The 22,445-nt window shown below is 43.0% G+C and carries 19 protein-coding genes; 12 read left to right on the forward strand and 7 right to left on the reverse strand.

Going from position 1 to position 22,445, the window contains the following annotated elements:
- Window positions 1-12: 12 nt before the first annotated feature.
- The 6 genes from ACZW67_RS02590 to ACZW67_RS02615 all read left to right on the forward strand — a co-directional run bounded on the left by ACZW67_RS02590 (window position 13) and on the right by ACZW67_RS02615 (window position 7,087).
- Window positions 13-735 (forward strand): response regulator transcription factor, encoded by a 723-nt coding sequence (locus ACZW67_RS02590; protein ID WP_110924036.1) that lies wholly within the window; start codon window positions 13-15, stop codon window positions 733-735.
- 106 nt (window positions 736-841) lie between these two features.
- Window positions 842-2,929: an ATP-binding protein gene (locus tag ACZW67_RS02595; RefSeq protein WP_465182043.1), complete on the forward strand. Its 2,088-nt coding sequence runs from the start codon at window positions 842-844 to the stop codon at window positions 2,927-2,929.
- Between the two features lie 256 nt (window positions 2,930-3,185).
- Complete coding sequence (locus tag ACZW67_RS02600; RefSeq protein WP_181416320.1) at window positions 3,186-3,956, forward strand: methionine ABC transporter ATP-binding protein; 771 nt, start codon at window positions 3,186-3,188, stop codon at window positions 3,954-3,956.
- 18 nt (window positions 3,957-3,974) lie between these two features.
- The gene (locus ACZW67_RS02605; RefSeq protein ID WP_465182044.1) at window positions 3,975-4,661 is read left to right on the forward strand and encodes a methionine ABC transporter permease; all 687 of its coding nucleotides are present in this window, start codon (window positions 3,975-3,977) and stop codon (window positions 4,659-4,661) included.
- Between the two features lie 229 nt (window positions 4,662-4,890).
- The gene (locus ACZW67_RS02610; RefSeq protein WP_465182045.1) at window positions 4,891-5,841 is read left to right on the forward strand and encodes a MetQ/NlpA family ABC transporter substrate-binding protein; all 951 of its coding nucleotides are present in this window, start codon (window positions 4,891-4,893) and stop codon (window positions 5,839-5,841) included.
- A 397-nt stretch (window positions 5,842-6,238) separates the two neighbouring features.
- On the forward strand, window positions 6,239-7,087 hold the full coding sequence (locus ACZW67_RS02615; protein WP_465182046.1) for an aldo/keto reductase: 849 nt from the start codon (window positions 6,239-6,241) through the stop codon (window positions 7,085-7,087).
- A 417-nt stretch (window positions 7,088-7,504) separates the two neighbouring features.
- Here the strand turns inward: ACZW67_RS02615 and ccmE are convergent, their stop codons facing one another.
- The 5 genes from ccmE to ccmA form a co-directional block, all read right to left on the reverse strand.
- Window positions 7,505-8,005, reverse strand: coding sequence for a cytochrome c maturation protein CcmE (ccmE, locus tag ACZW67_RS02620; RefSeq protein ID WP_465182047.1), 501 nt, complete (start codon window positions 8,003-8,005; stop codon window positions 7,505-7,507).
- 244 nt (window positions 8,006-8,249) lie between these two features.
- On the reverse strand, window positions 8,250-8,471 hold the full coding sequence (ccmD, locus tag ACZW67_RS02625) for a heme exporter protein CcmD (RefSeq protein ID WP_110924042.1): 222 nt from the start codon (window positions 8,469-8,471) through the stop codon (window positions 8,250-8,252).
- 16 nt (window positions 8,472-8,487) lie between these two features.
- Window positions 8,488-9,276, reverse strand: coding sequence for a heme ABC transporter permease CcmC (gene ccmC / locus ACZW67_RS02630; protein WP_465182048.1), 789 nt, complete (start codon window positions 9,274-9,276; stop codon window positions 8,488-8,490).
- Between the two features lie 214 nt (window positions 9,277-9,490).
- Window positions 9,491-10,147, reverse strand: a complete 657-nt coding sequence (locus ACZW67_RS02635) for a heme exporter protein CcmB (RefSeq protein WP_110924123.1) — start codon at window positions 10,145-10,147, stop codon at window positions 9,491-9,493.
- A 150-nt stretch (window positions 10,148-10,297) separates the two neighbouring features.
- Complete coding sequence (ccmA, locus tag ACZW67_RS02640; RefSeq protein ID WP_465182049.1) at window positions 10,298-10,927, reverse strand: heme ABC exporter ATP-binding protein CcmA; 630 nt, start codon at window positions 10,925-10,927, stop codon at window positions 10,298-10,300.
- Window positions 10,928-11,060: 133 nt separating this feature from the next.
- Here ccmA and ACZW67_RS02645 point away from each other — a divergent pair, with 133 nt between their 5' ends.
- The 3 genes from ACZW67_RS02645 (at window position 11,061) to ACZW67_RS02655 (ending at window position 13,955) form a co-directional block, all read left to right on the forward strand.
- On the forward strand, window positions 11,061-12,110 hold the full coding sequence (locus ACZW67_RS02645; protein ID WP_465182050.1) for a hypothetical protein: 1,050 nt from the start codon (window positions 11,061-11,063) through the stop codon (window positions 12,108-12,110).
- 65 nt (window positions 12,111-12,175) lie between these two features.
- Entirely contained in the window at window positions 12,176-12,988 is an 813-nt protein-coding gene (locus ACZW67_RS02650; protein ID WP_465182051.1) for a YbjN domain-containing protein, read from the forward strand.
- Between the two features lie 58 nt (window positions 12,989-13,046).
- Window positions 13,047-13,955, forward strand: a complete 909-nt coding sequence (locus ACZW67_RS02655) for a histone deacetylase family protein (RefSeq protein WP_465182052.1) — start codon at window positions 13,047-13,049, stop codon at window positions 13,953-13,955.
- A 33-nt stretch (window positions 13,956-13,988) separates the two neighbouring features.
- Here ACZW67_RS02655 and ACZW67_RS02660 read toward each other — a convergent pair whose 3' ends face one another.
- Both ACZW67_RS02660 and coaBC read right to left on the reverse strand, forming a co-directional pair.
- Window positions 13,989-14,771, reverse strand: a complete 783-nt coding sequence (locus ACZW67_RS02660) for a sulfite exporter TauE/SafE family protein (protein WP_465182053.1) — start codon at window positions 14,769-14,771, stop codon at window positions 13,989-13,991.
- Between the two features lie 223 nt (window positions 14,772-14,994).
- Window positions 14,995-16,389, reverse strand: a complete 1,395-nt coding sequence (gene coaBC / locus ACZW67_RS02665) for a bifunctional phosphopantothenoylcysteine decarboxylase/phosphopantothenate--cysteine ligase CoaBC (protein WP_465182054.1) — start codon at window positions 16,387-16,389, stop codon at window positions 14,995-14,997.
- A gap of 128 nt (window positions 16,390-16,517) precedes the next feature.
- Between coaBC and radC the strand changes: the two genes are divergently transcribed.
- The 3 genes from radC (at window position 16,518) to ACZW67_RS02680 (ending at window position 22,338) form a co-directional block, all read left to right on the forward strand.
- Window positions 16,518-17,201, forward strand: a complete 684-nt coding sequence (radC, locus tag ACZW67_RS02670) for a RadC family protein (protein WP_197135019.1) — start codon at window positions 16,518-16,520, stop codon at window positions 17,199-17,201.
- A 301-nt stretch (window positions 17,202-17,502) separates the two neighbouring features.
- Entirely contained in the window at window positions 17,503-20,565 is a 3,063-nt protein-coding gene (locus ACZW67_RS02675; RefSeq protein WP_465182055.1) for an acyl-CoA dehydrogenase, read from the forward strand.
- Between the two features lie 399 nt (window positions 20,566-20,964).
- A complete protein-coding gene (locus ACZW67_RS02680) occupies window positions 20,965-22,338 on the forward strand; it encodes a dicarboxylate/amino acid:cation symporter (RefSeq protein ID WP_465182056.1) in 1,374 nt (457 codons plus the stop codon).
- Window positions 22,339-22,445 lie beyond the last annotated feature (107 nt).

A 22,445-nucleotide genomic window follows, 5' to 3' on the forward strand; every position in this document is an offset into this window, starting at 1 on the left:
AGAGGATAACCCATGAGTAAGCAAATTTTATTGATTGAAGATGATCCTGATTTAGCTGAATTGATCAGTGACTACCTAACCATGAATTATTATGATGTGCATCATGCAGGTCTTGGTCAAGAAGGTCTTGAATTATTAGACACCAAAGAGCGTGATATTGACTTAGTTGTTCTTGACTTGATGCTACCTGATATGGATGGTATGCAGGTGTGTCAAAAAATTCGCGGCAACAAAAACAATATGACCAACAAAGTGCCAATCATCATGCTGACAGCGAAAGGTGATACGACCGATCGCGTGTTAGGTCTTGAAATGGGTGCTGATGACTATATCTCTAAGCCTTTTGAACCGCGTGAACTGCTAGCACGTATTCGTGCTGTCATTCGTCGTCACGAGCAACCGAATCAAGCAGATAGCCAGTCAGACAGTTTGACTTTTGGCCGTTTGAGCGTATTCCCTGATAGCCATGAAGTTACTATCGATGATGAAGCTGTACGTTTGACGACGCATCAGTTCCAATTGTTGCATTATTTTGCCACACATTCTGGTAAAGTACTGAATCGTGAGCAGCTTTGGCAAGCCATGCCAAACGATGATAGCTCAGACAACATTGATCGTGCCATTGATGTACATATCTCACGCTTGCGCGCTTTAATCGAAGATAATCCACGCCAGCCAAAACGTATCATCACGGTACGCGGTGTCGGTTATCAATTTGCCACTGATCAGGTTTGATCATAGAAAACAGCTGATAGATCGAGAAAACAACCATCCTGTTGATTCAGTTTTACAGAATTAACAGGATGCATCGATATAAGCGTTCAATAATAGAGATGGTTTAATGCAGCAGTTGGGTTTTCGTTCCGTATTTGCCAAGTTGTTTGCCAGTGTCATGATGGCACTTATCTTATTTGCAGTGGCTATGGTGCTGTTGACGCAACTTGTGCATGATAAAGATGCAGGTATTCGCTCAGAAGTACTCGCTACACAAATCTTGGGACAGATAGACCCATTCCTGCATGAACTGAATACTTCCATTAGCCGAGACAATCGCTTACAGTCTCGGTTTATGCTGGCAGTGGTTAAAAAAAGCTTTGATATTTTTGATGAGTCGTTACAAGCTAAGATGGGCTTGTATGACAGCCAAGGTCGGCTGCTCATGCAAACAGACAACAGTGACTTACCGCTAGAGCTGCCAGAACCGCCTTCTTTGTTATCTCGTGTGTTCCCTTCGTTTGCAGAAACCTCCCCTACCAAGCAAGCTCAGGTCTATAGCACTACTGGCTATACATTATTGTATGAATCACGCTTACCTCCCAAAAAACCCGTACTCTCTGCTGCCCTGAATTTATTCACAGGCACTCTATTGCTGCTATTTATTATGGCAGGTGTCCTATGGTGGATTGCTCGAACCATTACTTGGCGTATCAATCAGATGAGCCAACAGATGACTCAGTTGGGTGATGGCGACTTTACAGTACGAGTGAATGCTCGCGGTAACGATGAGATTGCTTCATTGGCACGCGGATTTAACCAAGCTGCACAAAAAATCGAACATCTTATCGATGCTAATAATTTGCTATTAGCACATGCCTCCCACGAGCTACGTACGCCCATTACGCGTATTCGCCTGCAAATCGAAATGATGGACATGCTGACTGGTTCGTTACCAACCGATACCAAAGCAAAATTTGATAAGCGTGCTCATGCAATCAATCGCGACTTATCAGGACTTAATGATTTAGTAGAGAGTATTTTACTGGTCAGCCGTTTAGATGCTGGTCATGCCCTGCAACAAGTTGAGCATTTAGATTTATACGACTTAGTCAATCAAGAGCGTCAGCATTATCCTGAAGCCACTCTAATTGGTGAGCACATCGTCATTGATGGCCAGTCATCGATGTTGACTCACTTAATCCGCAACTTACTAACCAATGCAATGTTACATGGCAAACCGCCAGTGACAGTATTACTGTACGGTGTTCAAACGATCGATGAAGCTGATAACGTTCCTGACTATCTGCTACAAACCGTGTTATGCAACAGCTTTGCTGATTATGGAAGCTCTGATTTCGAATCATATGATGCACCCATCGATGTCAGCGAAAATGGCACTCACAACGCTTCAGATTTAGATGATTCGTTGAATACTATCGATAAGAGCAAGTCTGAAATAACAGATACCAAAGATATATTACCAGCACCGCCTATCTATAAAAACGGTACAAGCATTACGCCAGATACTGATGACGAAAACCTAGAAGCTAGTGTTACTCTTATAGAAGACAATGCTAACGATAAACAGACTGATGCTGATATTACTAAAAATTCAACAAACCTCAGCGACACAGTAGAGACCAGTAGCGAATCTTCATTGATTGCCGACTATTATAGCTTTACCAATGATTTGACCGACAGAATCAAAAAAGTTATTTGGAGAATCGTCCCCGATACTGAGGTGTCTACTGATAGCGATATAAGTATTCATTCAAAAGACGCTCAAAAAACGAATAAGGCATCTATTGATTCTGGCATCGCGAAAAATAACACCAAAACCAGCATGCAGAATGATTCTAAAGATAATGATCAAAATGCCGTTGAAACTCAGAGTTCACCACGCAAAGAAAGCCTATTTGCCAAGCATATAAAGAAAGCCAAAGCGGAACCTGTACGCCCATTACCGAAATATGCAGTACTAGCAGTGATTGACGAAGGTACAGGTATTCCTGAAGACAAACGTGAAGAAGTATTCAGTCCATTTGTACGTTTACAGCAAAAAAATAAAGGCTCTGGACTAGGCTTGTCTCTAGTGTCGCAAATTGTCACCGCACATCAGGGCCGTATTCTCACTGATACCCTGAATGGCCATACTCGGTTTTTAGTCATCATACCAGTCGAGCATGATCCACATTACCACCAGCATGATTAGTTAATCGTGCTATCAGATGCACATTTCCTATCACGACTTCACTATCCTCTCGTTTCCTCAAAGTTCTTACGCCTAATAGCTATTAGTCATAAGCGTGTCACGGATGTGCATATCCAAAGTGCTTGATAATATGCTATATTAGCGCCCCTTATTATAGGGTTGTTGACGGTTGTTTTTTAATTGGCTTCTTACACAGTAGTAGAAGCGAAACAATACGTTTATGACTATTAAAATATTATTGAATTTTGAGCCCTCCATGAATGACATGATTGTCTTAAACGATGTGACCAAAAGCTTCTTAAGCGACCGATCAATCAAGGACAAAAACGGCAAACCGCATTGGTTTACTGCCGTTGAGCCGACATCTCTCACTATCCAACAAGGCGAAATATTCGGCCTAATGGGATATTCAGGTGCCGGTAAATCAACCTTATTGCGTCTGATTAATATGCTGGAACGCCCAGATGCTGGTCAAGTCATCATCGATGGTACTGACTTAACAACGTTATCTGCCAGTGAGCTGCGTATCGCACGTCATAATATTGGTATGATTTTTCAGCAATTTAACCTGATGTCTAATCAAACTGTTTTTGATAACGTGGCATTTAACTTAAAAATCTCTGGTTATCCAAGCCGTGATATTCATAAACGCGTTATGGATTGTCTAGCAATCGTTGATTTAACCGACCGTGCTGGCCACTACCCTGCCCAGCTATCAGGTGGACAAAAGCAGCGTGTTGGTATTGCCCGCGCAATTGCACCCAGTCCAAAAGTACTGTTGGCCGATGAGCCAACCAGTGCGCTAGATCCTGCGACGACCCGTAGTTTGCTGACATGCTTACGTGATATCAATGAGCAACTTGGAGTCACCATTGTCATTGTGACTCATGAGATGAGTGTCATTCGTAGACTCTGCGATCGCGCCGCATTGCTACATCAAGGACAACTACTAGAAGTTGCAGATGTCAAAGATGGTCTGATTCAGGCAACCACCCCTATTGGCCAAGGCTTAGTGCACGAAGACTAATGAGGCAGGAGAAAAAACATGTTAACTGGTAGTGAATTATCCGCCTCGATAGATAAATTGTTGGTGCTGCGCAAAGAAATTATAAGTGCCTTTGTCGATACCTTTATTATGCTTGGTATTTCTACAACAGTCGCCATTGTCATTGGTGGTCTGTTTGGCATATTTTTATTTTTGTCCAGTGATCGACAGTTTTTGCAAAACAAGACATTGTATGGTGTGCTTGGTGGTATCACCAACTTTATGCGTGCGTTCCCTTTTGTGATTCTAATGATTGCTATGAGCCCCTTTACTAAGGCCATTGTAGGTACTGGTATTGGCCCTATTGCCGCATCATTAGTACTCGCTATCGCGGGTTCGTTTTACTTTGCCCGTTTGGTCGAGCAAAACTTACGTGAAGTGCCGCGCGGTATTATTGAAGCCACTGAATCGATGGGCGCACGGCCTTTGACCATTATCAAGGTTTTACTCAATGAAGCCCGTTCAGGACTGGTATTGTCCGTGACTATACTTTGTATCAGCCTGCTCTCTTATTCAGCAGCTGCGGGTATGATTGGTGGTGGCGGTCTGGGTGATTTGGCCATTCGTTATGGCTATTATCGTTATCAAACTGAGGTGATGATTTTTATCGTCATCGTATTATCGATAATGGTCATTTCGATTCAAGCCTCTGGTAACTGGTTAGCCACTCGCTTGGATAAACGCTAGAAACGGTTCCAATAAAAAACAAAACCAAGTAAGACAATGCTTATATGAATAATATTCAAGGCTTCATGCCGATTCATACTAAGCAAAACGCTTGACTTTGTTACTGAGACCCTTTAATTTTGTTACTAAATTAACAGCCGTTAACTCAGCAGCATTACTATTGATAATGTTGCTTTTTTAATGGTCATTATTTAACCCTTTATCCCATATCTCTTATTAAGGAAGTTCCATGAAATTAACAGATATCAGCCGTCAGTTGGCGACTGCATTTGCCGCTGTTGGTGTATCAGGCCTAGTGTTAGTTGGCTGTAGCAATTCATCAGCACCAGAAGCGACCCAAGAGCCTGTGACTGAAGGATCAACTACAGAAACTGCTGCTAGTGATATCGATCCTGAGCATACAAAAATCATTATCGGCACTACCGAAGGTGACTTTGCCGATATGGTACGTAACCAAGTAAAAGGCTCACTTGAAGCTCAAGGTTATGAAGTTGAACTGATTGCCTTTACTGACTATGTGCGCCCTAACCTTGCATTGGCTGAAGGTGATTTGGATATCAATATTTTCCAGCACAAGCCTTATCTTGATAATTTCAAAAAAGAAAACAATCTTGATCTAGTAGAAGCATTCCAAGTACCAACGGCTCCGCTTGGTATTTACTCAGGTAAAAAGAACACGCTTGACGCTGCTTTCAAAGGCATGAGTGTCTCTGCACCAAACGATCCAAGCAACTTTGCACGTGCCTTGGTTATGATGAATGATCTTGGTTGGATTACCCTAAAAGACAATATCGATCCATTGACTGCATCAAAAGCTGATATCGCTGATAACAGTAAATATGATATCGACATCATTGAATTAGAAGCAGCTCAGTTGCCACGCGCCCGTGATGAAGTTGACTTTGCCGTTATCAACGGTAACTATGCAACGGATGCAGGTATCGAGCTAACAGAAGCTCTATTCCAAGAGCCAAGCTTCTCTTATGTCAACTGGTCAGCGATTAAGTCTGCTGATACTGGCAAAAAATGGGTTGAAGACGTAACCAACGCTTATAACTCAGAAGCTTTCAAGAAGTACGCTCATGACACTTTCCCAGGTTATAAATATCCAAAAATCTGGGGCGCTGATCATGGTGCACAGACTGACGCCGCTGCACCTGCTGAAGCTGCTGCTCAGTAAGTAGACTAACACTCACAAATGGTTGCTCTAAATAAACCATTTTTGAGCTTAAGTAGTAAAAGCCCATCATTCACAAATGATGGGTTTTTTTTGATCTCAATTTTATGAACGGCAAACAATTACTTGTAGTCTATCCAATATAATTTGGATATAACGAAGCCCAGTGAAAGTACTATAAATAGGAGATTAAACAAGATTAACGCAGTAATACTTTTATAGCGGGATGACCTATATAGTGAAAATGACGTTACAACCTGTTAGTCCTTTGTAGGAAACCGTCACTCGCTCTTTCACTTCACACAGATTTTTCTTATAGTAGATGAGCTTAATAGTTAATAGGCAAAATTAAATATAACTATTGCTGATAAATTAGATGACAAACTATAAGGATAATAATATGAGCGTTAAAAATTATAAAATTCGTACCGCTGGACAAGCAAACATTCCTGTACTCGGTCTCGGCACATGGCAATCAACCGGACAAGATTGCATCGACGTCGTCAAACAAGCGTTAGAGATGGGTTACGAGCATATCGATACTGCTCAGGCTTATGGCAATGAGAAAGAAGTTGGCCAAGGTATCAAACAATCAGGTGTGGCTCGTGACAAGTTCTTTTTGACCACAAAGATATTTCCTGATGATATGAAGTTCCAACCAGAAAAACTAATCGCAGCAGCCAAGCGTTCTTTAGAAAATTTAGACACTGATTACGTTGATTTACTGCTGTTACATTGGCCTGATGATCGTGTACCACTGTCTGAAACCATTCCTGCATTGTGCGAACTACAAAAACAAGGCCTGACACGTCACATCGGTGTATCTAACTTTAATATTGCGAACATTATTGAAGCTGAAAAGTATGCTGACGTACCAATTGTGGTCAATCAGGTTGAGTTTCATCCATTCATCAAGCAAAATACTTTGCAGACTTTTTTGAACAATCACCATATTCTATTAGAAGCTTACTCACCGCTCGCGCGTGGTGATGTGTTTGATAATGATACCATCAAAGAAATTGCAGATAAGCATAATGTTACACCAGCGCAGATATCATTGGCTTGGATTTTATCAGATAAGCATCGTGTCGCCATTCCGAAGACTGCAAACCCTGACCATTTACAAGGCAACTTAGATGCCCTCAATGTGCAATTAAGTGCGGAAGAATTAGAAAAAATTGGCAACTTAGCTAGTAGCGATGGTCGTAAAATTGAACATCCTGACTATAGCCCTGTATGGGATGACTAATATTTCGTCATATTAGAGCGTATTCTAAATTTAAACGAGCAAAGCACATATTTGATTAGGGCGTGTCTTCATTTCAAAAATGGTGATAAAAATGAGATAAATTGCCGTCAAACAAGAAAAATAGCGCAGATAATATCGGGATATTAACCAGCTATTTGACGATGTTTGGCAAGACTTAGCCATTTTTAGCCCATTTAGATGACTATCGGGTGAATTGAAGACACGCCCTAGGATATACTCTAAAACCCATATAAAAAAAGAGCCGCTAATTGATTTTAGCGGCTCTTTTTTGTGATTAATCTTGTTCAAATACATTCGATTCAATTTAGAAGTAGTACAAGGCAACCGAGCGTAGATGTATATTAAATACTTCAAGCGAGGTTAACGCAGTAATACTTTCATAGTGGAATGACTGTATTACTGCTGCAGCGTATCAGTCTCATGAACCTTTTCAGCAGGATTGTATTGCTCAGAAGAAGGTACGGCACCGCTACGATTGTTCTCTTTCATTGATTTTGCCACTTCTGGAGGCATATAGTTTTCGTCATGCTTTGCCAATACTTCACCAGCCACAAAGGTATCGCCCTGCATTTTACCAGTGGCAACCACACCTGAGTTTTCAGCGAACAAATCTGGCAAAATACCTTGATAAGTCACTGGAACGGTTGACTCAAAATCAGTAATAGCAAACTCAACATTCAGCGGATTATCTGCTGCACGCTGTACGCTACCTGCGACCACCATACCGCCTGCACGAATGCGCTTATCTTGTGGTGCCTCACCTTTTGCTATAGCGGTCGCGTCAAAGTAGTAGTCCGTCTGTTGCCCAATAGCATACAGCACCAGCACCACGGCTATTGTGGCTCCTGCAAGCGTAAACATAACCCACATCAGTTTTTTGCGACGAACTGCATTCATACCACTACCTCATTGATGAGTCGCTGTTTTACAAACCAGAATCAATCTATAAAACAGAAAAATTTGAAGAAACTACCATTAGAAAAACTTTCTAAAAATGTCTTTCTAATCGTACTCTTCTAACGGCTATATGGTAGCATTTTTCGGACAAATCAATAGGCCTTATAGTGAGGTATGATGTTACCCATTGATGAATGGCTCATTGACCATTTATGCACTAAAGTCATGATATCGAAATGTTTTTTTAACGAGAGTGCTTGGTCGCAGATGGTGTTGCTTTAGTCGTACGCTGTGCCTGACGGGCTTGCTGAATTGTCAGCTGCTTGATAAGAGCTTGTCTCTGGCGGCGACTATAAGCAATAAAAATCAGCATCGCGCCAACCGTGATGGCCCAACATGACCAAACAAAAACACCATGCTTACCCATGGCGATGAACTCAGATACGCTATAAAAATAGGGCTGCATAATCGTTTCCTAGCCGTTATTTATGTTGACCACGGATGTATTCTTTCACCCATGCTTTGCCTTGGTCACGATACAATATCAAAGTATTGGTACGATAAATCGCTAACGTTGCCACCAGTAAATAGCTACCAATTACCATCAATAGCAATGGCATCCACATATCTGCCGACATTTTTGGCGCTGAGGTCAAGCTAAAAGTCGAACCTTGATGCAACGTATTCCACCACTGTACTGAGTACTTGATAATCGGTAAGTTCACGGCACCAACAATCGATAAAATGGCTGCCGCTTTGCCGCGATTGGCAGTATGCTCAAAGGCTGCGAACAATGCCATAACACCAGCATATAAGAATGCTAAAATCAGCATAGACGTTAAGCGTGCATCCCAGACCCAATAAGTTCCCCAAGTGGGTTTTGCCCAAATAGAGCCTGTAATTAAGCTAATAATACAGAGCAAGAAGCCTATGGGAGCAATCGCCTGAGCCACCAAACTGGCCGTCTTAATCTTCCAGACCAAATAAATTACCCCTAGTATAGCAAGCGCAAAATAGATAGAAATCGCAAGACCAGCAGCTGGTACGTGGATAAAGATAATGCGGTAGCTATTGCCTTGCAAATAGTCAGGCGGCGCAAAAGCAAGCCCCCAAACGCTACCTATCAGCAGGCAAATACTGGCTAATATAGCCAACCATTTAACCCAAGGTCCAAAGATACGGAAAAACTCCTTGGTACCCACAGTGGTCAAAAAGCCTTGCCAAATGCGCTGCCACAGGCTAGGAGATGAGACGTTATTCAGGTTGGGCATGGGGATAAACCTATTTGCGCAGCTCTTTGGTCATAACGGACACAGCACACTATGGGCGCTATTATCTATGAACCTGCTGGCGTTAAACACTGGATAGAATCTACAAGTGATTGTTTGCGTATTAAGTTGGCTATTATAGCAAAATTACCCGTTTTCAACAGGCTGTTAATACAAAGGTTTTTTATGAGGACTATTGAGGCATCCTACTTGGTTTTTAATTGAGCCACGCCATTTTTAAGGTCATCGCAATTACCCATGGCATGATCAAAACTGAAATAATACTGCCTGCTAATAACAGCGCTAAAATAGGCAAACCATTCAAACCAGAAGCAAATAAATCAACGGCACCAGTCGCAAAAATCAATACCGGCAACTGCATCGGCAACGCGATTAATGGCACGAGCACTGCGCCATTTTTTAATGATAGCGTTAAACTACTGGCAACTGCTGACAGCATCAACAGCATGGGGCTACCCGTCACAATAGAGGCCATTAGTATCCACGCCTCAAACCAACTGAGCTGAAACAATGGTACGGCAAGCAAGCTGAGCGCTGCCACAATACCGCTACTAAAAATCCAATGAATCACTAAACGTATCAATACCCACAATGGCAATGAAGCGTTGGCGACGACTAATTGTGCGAGCGTACCATTATCAAGTGCCGGCTTAAATAGTCCATCAACGCCCATTACTAATGATAATAGCGCTGCAATCCATACGGCAGACACACCGAGGCGCTGCAATAATGCAGGCTCACTACCAACGGCTAGCGGAAACAACGTAATAATGACTAGAAATAGTACTAAAGGATACAACCACTGCACTGCTCCTTGCTGCTTCACTTGCCATTCACGACGCCACAACTGCATAAAACTGATGCCACGCACAGCTGATACGATAACGTTCGAGCCTTTATCTGTTGTTTGTACGGGGCTGTCTGTCATTATCCGTCCTTTCACTTATACTGCTTATAGTTACCACATTTATTGGAGCTATCACACTTCTTATAGCTATCGCATTCATACCATATAATCTGACAAATCGAGCACTTGATTGGCAACGCCAACGGCCTGATGACTGGTCATTAATATTGAGCCGCCAGCATTGGCAAAGTCCCTCAATCTGTCTTCCATTCGTACCACCATATCGACATCAAGCGCAGTAAAAGGCTCATCAAGTAACCACAAGGGTATGATATCAGGGGTTAATAGATATAATCTTGCAAGGGTAATACGGCGGGTCTGCCCAGCAGATAAATGACTGGAGCTAACGGTCTCAAACCCTTGTAATCCTACCCAAGCGAGCGCATCATCGATATCAGTGACACTTGGTGTGATACCATATAAATTCAGTAGAAATGTTAGATTTTGCGCGACGGTGAGATTTGGATGAATACCCAACTGGTGCGAGACATAGAGAGGCTGAATAGGCAGACTTATAGCCCCTTGATAAGCAACCTCACCAGTAATGACTGGTAATAATCCAGCCAGCTGCATCAGCAATGTCGTTTTACCCGTACCATTTGCACCAATTAAGTGACAGATGCTACCTGCAGATAAATTGAGAGAGACTGCTTCACATAAAGGTATTTCACCGCGCTGGACTGTCAAACCGTCAAGCACCAGTAAAGGCGTATCCAAAGCTGTCATCAAAACCTCTCATTATTTATCAAACAGTAATCAATATTCACCATAAAGAAATACGATGTTCATGGCATAATACTTTATGCTTACCACAAACACCCAGTATAACAAATTGTCGATTACTATGACCTCAAAACCTATGCAGACTTCAAAAGATAACCAAAACCTAGACTTAGAAACAAACACGTCGACGTTCACTATTAATAGCTTAATCGACGCCCAAGTTGATTTTATGCAGCAGTGGTTACGCCAGCAGGCTGAGCCACTGAGTATGGAAGCTTGGCAATGGTTTGGCGCACAACCACTTAACAAATACATTAGCCGTGATAACTTGCAGCATTTGATGGGTGATTGGCTACTAAGTCAGCCCATGACGGCGGTGATGCGTAAGGATATCCGTGATATTTTGCACACGGTTATTTATCACCCAGTCAATGATAACGTACCCCTATCCGAGCTAGTAGATGATACACAGGTTGAGACGCTTGCCAACTATGTAGGCAGTCATAAACAGCAGCGCAATGTTTTAATTCACACGCTAGTCGGTAATGAAACCTTTGCAGATTTACTGACCCAGACACTATATCACGCGATCAACGACTTTATGGAAAGCACACTAGATAAAGCGGGTGGTGTTGGGAAATTGATGAAACTGGGACGCAGCTCTTTTGAAAAGGCGACCAACAGAAATCTTGATGAAAAACTGCAAGCCTATTTGCACCGTAATATTAAAGACTTAACACGTCGGGCAGAAGCCAATGCGCAAGCACATCTATCAAATGAAGAAGTGGCACGATTATTAGTCACTGGTTGGGCGCGCATCAAAGAGCAGCCTGTCAGTCATCTGCAAACTTATCTGCGTGACGAGCCTGACAATAGTAGTATCGATCATATCGAAGCCAGTATTCAGCAAAGCTATAACCGCCTGCGCGTGTCGCCTTATTTGCATACACTAGCAACAGCAAGCATCGATACTTGGTATGACAATCATCAAACAGACACGATTGCGACTGTTGCTGCTAGTTTGCATATTGATGAGCAAGCCATGACACAGTTTAGTACGGCGCTACTGCCTGTCGTACACGATGCGCTTGATAGCCCATGGTTTGTGGCACATATCCATGAGATGTTAGAGGCATTTTATGCACAATCGCATATCAAAGAAGGATTGGCACTCAATAACGAGTAACTCAACATTTTGGGTCATGCATCAGATGCCTTTATCATTCACTTATTGATTAGCAACCTATAATTATGAGCCAAACGACTAAACTCAGCTTGTGGCAAAAACTCAAACAGTTATTGACTGCTGCTGCGCCTCAGGCTATTGCTGATACTGATATGCGCAATGATGATATAAGTAGCAGAGAGACTAGTGGCTCACATGATTATAGTGGCTCACATGAACATAATGATAACCATAGTGACTCGCATAACCATGATGATAGTGAGAGTAACTCTGACCCTACCACTGAAAATAAAAGCGAGCAGGTACAGCCTGATGCTTTAAGCTTAGAGAAAGAGCAACCCGAGCAACATGACACACTTATTATCGACTGTCTGAAGCAGTACTTCCATACTAAAAAATGGCACTATACTTACCACCGTCCGAAGGCCAATGATGACCAGCAATCGCACCATTTGTCTTTTTCGATGCGTCATAAACAATTGATCTCTGCTTATCTATTTCGTTGGCAGGAGAAAAACAAACTGCTGGCCGTCTATGGTATTTTGCCATTTTCAATCCCAGAGAGTCATCAAAGCGCTGCGATGCTACTAATCACTCAAATCAATTATGACATGATGATTGGTAATCTAGAGATGGATGTCAATGACGGAGAAATACGCTACAAAACCGCCATCGATGTCGATGCAGTTGATATCGACAAGGCGCTTATCGAACACTTACTACAAAGTGTGGTTGCTATGACCACCGTCGCTCATGAGTTATTTAGCGATTTGATCAATAACCAAGACCCTGCAGAAGACATGCAAACATTACTTACAGAGCTACACCAACAAGCAGACGCTCGCACGTTCTTTTTACCCACGCAGTTTGTGCAATAGAGCCATCATTGGACACTATCCTACTATCCACTCACCCGTTTAGAAAACCATCGCCCTTATGCTAAAAATTGCCTACTCTAATATTTTTCGTTACTCAGTGCCTGAAAAGCATCGCTTCCCTATGCAGAAGTACACCATGATTCCTGAGCGCTTACTGGCCGAAGGGACGATCACGACCGATAACTTTTTTGCGCCTGCACGTTTGAGTGAAGACGAGATTTTGACTACGCATACGCATGATTACTGGTATCAACTGAAAACGCAGACATTACCACGAAAAGAAGCACGTGCCATTGGCTTTGAGATGACGCCAGAGTTGGTAGAGCGTGGTCGCTACATTGCCCATGCGACCTATGAATGCGCATTATATGCACAGCAATATGGCGTGGCAATGAATGTCGCCGGTGGCACACATCACGCGTTTTCTAATCATGGCGAAGGTTTTTGTGTCTTTAACGATGTTTGTATTGCTAGCAATTTATTATTAGATCGCGGATTGGCACAAAAGATTTTGGTTGTTGATTTAGATGTGCATCAAGGTAATGGTAACGCTAGCATCATGGCAGACGAGCCACGCGTTTTTGTGTTCAGTATGCATGGTGCAAAGAATTATCCTTTTCGCAAGCAAATATCAGATTTGGATATTGAGCTAGATAACGATACGGGTGATGCCGAATATTTACAGATACTAGAGGACACGCTACCGCGCCTAATAAAAGAGTTTGCGCCCGATATGATTTTTTATCAGTCTGCGGTAGATGTATTGGCCACTGATAAATTAGGGAAGCTCGGTTTGACGATGGAAGGTTGTAAAGCGCGTGATGAATATGTATTGCAGCAAGCAAAAACCGCCAACATCCCTGTTGCTATCGTGATGGGCGGCGGCTATTCAGAGGATATCGAAGATGTGGTGGAAGCGCATTGCAATACGTTTCGCTTGGCGCAGCAGATATTCTTTGGTAAGTAAACCGCACCTATGCCAACTTAAAGACATTAGCTACTACAAAAATGCTGTAATCCCCTGCCAGCCCACACGAATACCAAGCACCGTGACAATCAATAAAATAAGCTGACGAAAGCGAGCTTGCGGCAAGTAACGACGCAGGCGAATACCAACCAAAAGAGTAACGATAGATATCACGCTAAGTAAAGTAATCAGCTGCCACTCACCACTGGTCAATGCCATAATCGGTTCACGCAATACGATAATCTGGGCAACTTTACCCAAGAAATAACACATATTACCGACTTTCGCGATGGTGTTTTTATCGTCGCTGGCAGATAACAGATACATCATCAAGATGGTCGACATAGCATTGGTCGCACCACCAATAACGCCGGCACTAAAACCAACCATAATCAGCACAGGCTTGGTATCTGGTAGACGTATTTGTTTGCCAAGTAAACTACTGATGACATAAAAGGCAATAACCGCTGCCAGTGTTAATAAAATATAAGCACTATCTATCCATAGCAATAACTTGGCACCTAGTATGCTGCCAAGTAAGCTGGTTAGTGCTAGTAACCAATAATGCCTGCCATAATAAGTAAAGTTTTGCCAAATTGTACGACCACCACCAGACAACCAAGTCATCGCATTGAGTAATATAGAGGGGAAAATAACCAACACAATCGCGTGTGGTAACGGGTAAATGCTCGCAAGTGCTGTGGTCGTTACCAACGTCACACCTAGCCCGCTAATACCATGCAGCAGCGATGCCATTGCAAAAATCAAAGTCAGTATTAGCATCTGCGTGCTATCGTTACCCGCCATTTCCATCATATGTCATACCACTCACGGCTTTATGTCTACATTTATAGCGACAGCATTAATGCCTGCCCTAATTTCAATAATGGCGATAAGAACGCAATAGATCTTAGTCCAGTAAAGCGACTAAGGACAGATAATATTTTCATATTACCTGTCCTTAATGCCATTCGATGTGTACTTAGCCAGTTTTGTTTTGGCGCATCACATACTGTCTTGTTTAGAGAGAACGCATATCTTAGCTATTATGGCGCTGCCAAACTGTTTTACCGATGATACTAGCCAATTGCTCAGCAATCTTACCTTTGCTCGCTTTTTCAAGCATGATGCTATCATTCTCATAATGCTCTGAGAAAAACACCTGCATAGCATTATCGTCACTAGCAAAACCAATATCAGCTCGTGAGACATCATTGCAAGCAATCAAATCTAAGTTTTTGGAAATAAGTTTACCACGAGCATAGTGCTCGACATCTTGGGTCTCTGCGGCAAAACCAACGACAAACAATTCTGGATGCGCAAGAGAAATAGTCGCCAAAATATCAGGATTTTTAACCAAATTTAGCGCCATGGCATCTTGCGTTTTTTTGATTTTTTGCGGAGCAGCCTCTTCCGTACGATAGTCAGCAACAGCAGCCGTCGCAATAAAGATATCAGCGACTCTTACATTGTCATCGGTGCTAGGCGTGACATCATCCTGCTCGTCCCCACAATCGCAATCACCGTGGTGGTCATGTGAATGTGAGTGGTCGTGTGAGTGGTCATGATGATGATCATGGTCGTGGTCATGGTCATGCTCGTCTTCAGATATGTATTGTAGCTCGCTATGTGTACCATCCACACATTGTTGCGCGGCAATCAGCATCTCTTGCGCAGACAAGACATCTATACGCGTGACTTTAAGCGGTGTAGGCAGTGCTACTTTACCACCTGTGATCAAAATCACCTCGGCACCGGCAGCCACACAAGCACGTGCCAAAGCAAAACCCATTTTCCCGGTAGAGTGATTGGACAAATAGCGAACCGGATCAATTGCTTCTACTGTCGGTCCAGCGGTAATGACCACTCGCTTGCCTGCAAGTAGTTGCGGCGTCGTTTGCATGGCATTGAATAATAATACTTCGGCCAATAGCTCCTCAGGCTCAGGTAAGCGCCCCGCTCCCACATCACCACAAGCCTGTTCACCGCTTGCAGGCTGTATCACATGATAATTCATGTCGCCCAGCGTTTGCACATTCAGGTTTACCGCTGGATGTGCCCACATCTGCTGATTCATCGCAGGGGCGACAATGACAGGTGCTGTGGTAGCAAGACAAACGGTGGTCAGCAGATCATCCGCCATACCCATCGCAAGACGTGCGAGCGTATTGGCCGAGGCTGGTGCAATGACGATTAAATCTGCCCATTTAGCCAATTCAATATGCCCCATCCCTGCTTCTGCTTGCTCATCAAGTAGTGAGATATGCACCTCATTACCAGTCAAGGCTTGCAGTGTCAGCGGTGTGATAAAAGCCTGTGCACCTGTGGTCATAATGACGCGCACATTAAAGCCCGCTTTAATTAATAAGCGAGCAAATATAGCAGATTTATAAGCGGCGATACCGCCAGTGATAGCAAGCACAATATTAGACATAAGCATGGCAACAATAAAAAAGTTGAAAGATAAAATTGCACTTATAGTAACAATTATGAGATAAGTTGGGTAAGAATTTCGATATTTACCAAATATCTCTAGCAGCAATCCATTTTCAAGGAGTGATAATGGCGATCAAAGACTGGCATGAAGATGACAGACCACGTGAGAAGTTGTTGAAGTTTGGTGCGGCTCATTTATCCGATGCAGAGATATTAGCCATATTTTTGCGTACAGGCACCCAATCTCAGTCAGCGATTGAACTGGCTCGTCATTTGATCGAGCAGTTTGGTAGCTTAGCAGAACTATTGGCAGCCCCGCAAGATATTGTCCTAGCCTGTCATGGTATCGGCCCTGCAAAATACTCACAGATATTAGCCTCGCTTGAAATGGGTACCCGCTATCTAGACAGCCAACTCAAAACTGGCCAAGCACTCGGGCGCTCTCAAGCGGTCAAAGATTATATCAGCACCCAATTACGCGGTGAGCATCGTGAAGTTTTTGCCGTTCTTTGTCTGGACAATGCTCTCAACCTGTTAAACTTTGAGATACTATTCACAGGCGGCATCTCATCATGCTCCGTCTGCATGAAGCACGTACTACGACACGCATTAAGTCACGCAGCTAGCCAGTTAATCATCGCACACAATCATCCTCATACCGACTCCAAGCCATCGACAGCTGATAACTTACTCACCTATGAGCTAAAAAAGGCCTGTGATTTATTAGACATATCTTTAGTCGATCATATAATCGTCGGACGTAACGATACTCTATCCTATGCCGAAAGCTGTTTGGCGCCTTTTGGTTAGTTTTATCTGACTTATTTGGTCTTTGGTCGCACTAGCTATATACTTTATGCAGCTTGATACATATTATCGACACAGCGTAGCACTTTAACCGTTGATAGTCGCCGACAACTGTTTCATATTGATGGCTAACTTCGTCTTTTATTTGTCTTTTCCTAATTGGACTTCAAAGCCAATTATTGGTAGCTGGCTTAACCTAGCTATAAGACCACTAAACGTCCGAAAAATAACAACTATATATATTCAAACATTTTTATACCTACATTTCTCACGCTTTTGGTTCAGCGTTACAAAGGAGACAGTTATGGCAATTGGCTTATTTATTTTGGCAATCATCATTCAATTAGCCATGGTTTTGGCCATCTTTTTGTTGTCCCTGTCACGTGTCACTGGCAGCATTACTGCCCTTGTTACCGTTATCGTTACTGCCGTTATCAGTCCATGGTCACTTATATTAGGTGTACCGATAGCGCTGCTATGCTTGGTACTACTCGTTGCTCCTCTTCGTCAGTCACTGATTACCAAGCCTGTCTATAAAGCATTGGGCGGTGCGATGCCGAGCATGAGTGATACCGAACGTGAGGCACTTGACGCGGGCACTAGCTGGTGGGAAAAAGAGCTATTTATGGGTGCGCCTAACTGGGACACTTTTGCCAATTATCCGTACCCAGAACTGTCAGAAGAAGAACAAAGCTTTATAGACAATGAAGTAGAAGTGCTGTGTGCCATGCTTGATGAGTGGAAAATTCAGCATGAAGATAAAGACCTGTCGCCTGAGGCTTGGCAATTTATTAAAGCTAATGGCTTCTTAGGTCTGATTATTCCTAAAGAATTTGGTGGTCTAGACTTTAGCTCATATGCGCAAAGCCGTATCATGAGCAAAATTGCCTCTCGCTCTCCCACTGCAGCCGTAACTTGCATGGTGCCAAACTCGCTCGGCCCTGGTGAGCTACTGATGCACTATGGTACAGATGAGCAAAAACAACGCTGGTTACCCGGTCTTACCAAAGGTGAGGAAGTACCTTGCTTTGGTCTAACGGGTCCTGAAGCAGGCTCAGATGCAGGCGCTATTCCTGATACAGGTGTAGTCTGCTACGGCATGCATGAAGGCGAGCAAGTGCTCGGCCTACGGATGAACTTCTCAAAGCGCTGGATTACGTTGGCCCCTATCGCCACTGTGGTTGGTTTGGCATTTAAAATGCATGATCCAGAAGGCCTGCTTGGTGATTCTGAAAAAACCGATTACGGCATTACCTGTGCACTCATTCCTGCAAGCCATCAAGGCGTCATCACAGGGCCACGTCATAACCCAATCGGCTCACCATTTATGAATGGTACGGTCGATGGCAAAGACGTCTTTATCCCATTGGACTACATCATTGGCGGTGTCGAAAACGCTGGTCGCGGTTGGCGCATGCTGATGGAATGCTTGGGTGTTGGGCGCGGCATCTCTCTCCCTGCATTATCAACCTCAGCCAGTGAGATGACGTATCTGTCTGTTGGTGCTTTTGCTAAGGTTCGTGAGCAGTTTAAAATCTCTGTTGGTAAGTTCGAAGGCGTACAAGACGCCACCAGTCGTATGGCTAGCAATACCTATATGCTAGAAGCATTTCGCCATCTCGTTACATGTGGATTGAACCAAGGTGGTACGCCATCGGTGATGACAGCCATGGCAAAATACTATGCCACTGAGACCATGCGTAGTGTGATTAATGATGGTATGGATGTCGTTGGTGGACGAGCAGTACAGATGGGTCCGCGCAACTTTTTGGCGACGCCGTATCAAGCTATTCCGGTTTCTATCACGGTTGAAGGTGCAAACATATTGACCCGCTCATTGATGATCTTTGGTCAAGGTGCCATGCGCTGCCATCCGTATCTATTTGATGAGCTACAACTGCTACAGAGCAAAGATAAAGAAGGTGCGACTCGAAAATTCGATACGCTTTTCTTTAGACATTTGGGCTACACTTTTAATCGTGGGGCAAAAGCCTTCGTCGCAGGGTATGTCGGTGGTAGCAATCATGCACCGAACTTTGCAGACAGCTTTACCCGTCCCTACTACAAACATATTAACCGCTTAAGCGCGGGCTTTGCCCTAACGGCTGATATGGCGCTAGGACTGTTGGCTGGCGACTTAAAACGTAAAGAAATGCTCTCTGGTCGCTTAGCCGATATTCATAGTCATTTATTCATCGCAACGGCTATTTTGCAGTTTTATGAACATGGCACCAAATCAAAGTCTGAGCGCTTACATGCTGAAGTTGCCTTGCAAAATAGCTTATACACCATTCAAGAAGCTTTCTTATCATTCTTTGATAATTTTCCAAATCGTATGGCAGCCAAACTGGTCAGCTTTGTGACTTTCCCAAGTGGTCGTATCTTTACGCCGCCAAGTGATGAACTCAAACGCCAATTGGGTGATACCTTTATGGATGATTTTGAGGCCAACCCTTTCCGTGATTATCTAAAAACCATGGTTTATTATAATACCGAAGAAGACGATGTGACTGGGCGTATGGAGCATGCTTATCAGACTTTGATCAGCATTGAACCGTTATGGCAGAAGTTTAAAAAGGCAGAACACAAAGACAGCTTTGAAGGTCTTACCTTTGAAGATCATGTTGTGCATGCCAGTCAAAACGAGGACATCACTGAAGAAGAAGCTGAAGTGCTCATTCAATATAATGCCATACGCTTTGACTCATTATTGACCGATGTCTTCGATGAACATCTATTGCAGGTACAAGAACGCGCCAATCCACACAGCCTCGACAATGCTGTACAGCAGCTGACTGACTATGCTGAACTAAAAAGTGCGGCACAAGCTCGAAATGGTATTGCGACTGATAACGATACCTTAGTTGATGATTCTGATGTTCCTACTAGTGACAACGTTCATGCTGTCGATAATATTTCTGCTAGTGATAATGCTAGTAGCAATGTTTCTGCCAACACCGATAAACCAACTGGTGATGCCAACCCAAATCACGGCTATGAGGTCGACGGTGATGTCGAGATGGTTGCTGAGCAAGATACTGTTGAAGAAGTACAGGCGCAGACCGACTTTGAAGACTCTGATCCTGAGACAGAAGCACTTGATCCTCGTTACCGTGATGCAGAATCGCATTTGAGCGAACGCATGAGTAACAACCATCGTCTCAATAAATATAATGCTGAAAATTCTGACAACCTAGATAGCGCTGACAAATCTGACCATTTGGAAATCGCGAATGACAACGTACAAAAATCCAATTATCTGGATAGCACTGAAACCCCACAAGTAGAGGATAACGTAGAGAAAACATCTTTATCCGAGAGCAAGTGGCGAGATGGTCTGCGTCGTGATGAAAGCGATAATGTATAAGCACGGCAATCTATAAATGTGACCGTATTCAAGATATAAAAAATATCAAATACCACATGACTATTGTTTAATTTAAAAAGACTGTCCAGTTCGGGCAGTCTTTTTTTGGTTACAAACAAAAACTTTTGCTTATCATTAGTGGAAAAAAGCAGTATTATCTGCTCTCTTAAAATCGTGGGTAGCCTTATAAGCGCTTTATTCTTAGGTTTATCTCGGCTGAATCATAAAAAAATGTTGCAGTAACCTTAACAATTATTTTATATTGTTTGAGAGCCTGACATAAAATGACCAATCAAAATTTATAGACGTAGCAAGATCGGGTGTAGAAACAGCAATCATTTATGCATTGATTTATTGCCATACCTGCTATTGGACGTTGTACACAAAAGGATAGAGGTTATGTGGAAAAATATGGGACTGACAGGCAAGATCATGGTTGCCATGGCGCTCGGTATCATACTGGGTTTGTTTATAAACTATTCAGGACTAAACGCTGAAGGCGGTTTTGTTAATACCTACATTACAAACGGTTTCCTCGCTATTATTGGTAAGCTATTTGTTAACTCACTCAAAATGTTGGTCGTACCACTAGTACTTATCTCATTGATTTGCGGTGTGTGCGGTATTGGTGATATTCGTCTGCTTGGTCGTATTGGTACCAAAACCTTTATGATCTACATGTTCACCACCGCACTTGCTATTGCAACGGCGATTGGACTTGGCATCTTGTTTGGTATTGGTAAAGGTATGGACATTGGTACAGATGCTACCTTTGAAGCCGCATCAGCGCCACCTTTGCTTGATGTATTCTCTAATATTATTCCATCAAATCCCATCAGCGCGATGGCCAATGGCGATATGTTATCCATCATTTTCTTTGCGATTTTGATTGGTGTCAGTATCTTGATGGTTGGCAAGCCTGCTAAAGGCTTGGTTAAAAGTTTAGAGCTCATCAATGAAGTCATCTTAAAGATGGTGACCATCATTATGAACCTAGCACCTTATGGTGTCTTTGCACTATTGACTAAAGCCATGGCAGAGCTTGGCTTAGATTTGATTTGGTCATTGCTTGGTTATGTGGCTGTATTGATCGGTTCATTAGCATTCCATTTCTTTATCACCATGATGATTGTCCTAAAAGTTGCTTCAGGTTTATCAATCAAAACCTTTTTGGCAAAAATGCGTGAAGTACAGATTTTTGCATTCAGTACCTCAAGCTCGAACGCGACGATTCCTATTACCTTGCGTACTGTTACTAAGCGTATGGGTGTGAATAACTCTGTTGCCTCATTTACCGTTCCTTTTGGTGCCACCATCAACATGGATGGTACGGCAATTATGCAAGGTACTGCGACCATTTTCATTGCCAATATTTATGGCATTGATTTGGGTGTGACCGAATACTTAACCGTTATCTTGATGTCAGTATTGGCCTCTGTCGGTACGGCTGGTGTACCGGGTGTTGGTCTAATCATGCTATCGATGGTATTTGCTCAAGTTGGTCTACCTATCGAAGGTATTGGTCTGATCCTAGGTGTTGACCGTATCCTAGACATGCTACGTACTGCTGTAAACGTAGGCGGTGATGCTGCTGTGACTGCTATCGTGGCAAAATCAGAAGGCAAAATGGATTTGGCTATTTATAACGATCCTGATGCTGGTGCAAAGGATGTGTTTGATGGTCATATCGATGAAGACAACGAGCGTGAATTCTCTGAAGTCTTTAGTGATGGCATCATGGGTAGCGAATACGATGATGTTAAAAAAGACTAATAATGACTAACAGTCTATCCGTATCATTGTTCCATAAAAAACCCCAGTCTATTTTATAGACTGGGGTTTTTTATGGTTTATGCTTGAAGGGTTCAATATTTTAATGG

It is taken from the genome of Psychrobacter sp. TPE 89C (assembly GCF_055522395.1).

Coding starts and splice junctions, on each gene's coding strand:
- ACZW67_RS02590 (WP_110924036.1), top strand. CDS start 13: ATGAGTAAGCAAATTTTATTGATTGAAGATGATCCTGATTTAGCTGAA.
- ACZW67_RS02595 (WP_465182043.1), top strand. CDS start 842: ATGCAGCAGTTGGGTTTTCGTTCCGTATTTGCCAAGTTGTTTGCCAGT.
- ACZW67_RS02600 (WP_181416320.1), top strand. CDS start 3,186: ATGAATGACATGATTGTCTTAAACGATGTGACCAAAAGCTTCTTAAGC.
- ACZW67_RS02605 (WP_465182044.1), top strand. CDS start 3,975: ATGTTAACTGGTAGTGAATTATCCGCCTCGATAGATAAATTGTTGGTG.
- ACZW67_RS02610 (WP_465182045.1), top strand. CDS start 4,891: ATGAAATTAACAGATATCAGCCGTCAGTTGGCGACTGCATTTGCCGCT.
- ACZW67_RS02615 (WP_465182046.1), top strand. CDS start 6,239: ATGAGCGTTAAAAATTATAAAATTCGTACCGCTGGACAAGCAAACATT.
- ccmE (WP_465182047.1), bottom strand. CDS start 8,005: ATGAATGCAGTTCGTCGCAAAAAACTGATGTGGGTTATGTTTACGCTT.
- ccmD (WP_110924042.1), bottom strand. CDS start 8,471: ATGCAGCCCTATTTTTATAGCGTATCTGAGTTCATCGCCATGGGTAAG.
- ccmC (WP_465182048.1), bottom strand. CDS start 9,276: ATGCCCAACCTGAATAACGTCTCATCTCCTAGCCTGTGGCAGCGCATT.
- ACZW67_RS02635 (WP_110924123.1), bottom strand. CDS start 10,147: ATGCAGTTGTGGCGTCGTGAATGGCAAGTGAAGCAGCAAGGAGCAGTG.
- ccmA (WP_465182049.1), bottom strand. CDS start 10,927: ATGACAGCTTTGGATACGCCTTTACTGGTGCTTGACGGTTTGACAGTC.
- ACZW67_RS02645 (WP_465182050.1), top strand. CDS start 11,061: ATGCAGACTTCAAAAGATAACCAAAACCTAGACTTAGAAACAAACACG.
- ACZW67_RS02650 (WP_465182051.1), top strand. CDS start 12,176: ATGAGCCAAACGACTAAACTCAGCTTGTGGCAAAAACTCAAACAGTTA.
- ACZW67_RS02655 (WP_465182052.1), top strand. CDS start 13,047: ATGCTAAAAATTGCCTACTCTAATATTTTTCGTTACTCAGTGCCTGAA.
- ACZW67_RS02660 (WP_465182053.1), bottom strand. CDS start 14,771: ATGATGGAAATGGCGGGTAACGATAGCACGCAGATGCTAATACTGACT.
- coaBC (WP_465182054.1), bottom strand. CDS start 16,389: ATGTCTAATATTGTGCTTGCTATCACTGGCGGTATCGCCGCTTATAAA.
- radC (WP_197135019.1), top strand. CDS start 16,518: ATGGCGATCAAAGACTGGCATGAAGATGACAGACCACGTGAGAAGTTG.
- ACZW67_RS02675 (WP_465182055.1), top strand. CDS start 17,503: ATGGCAATTGGCTTATTTATTTTGGCAATCATCATTCAATTAGCCATG.
- ACZW67_RS02680 (WP_465182056.1), top strand. CDS start 20,965: ATGTGGAAAAATATGGGACTGACAGGCAAGATCATGGTTGCCATGGCG.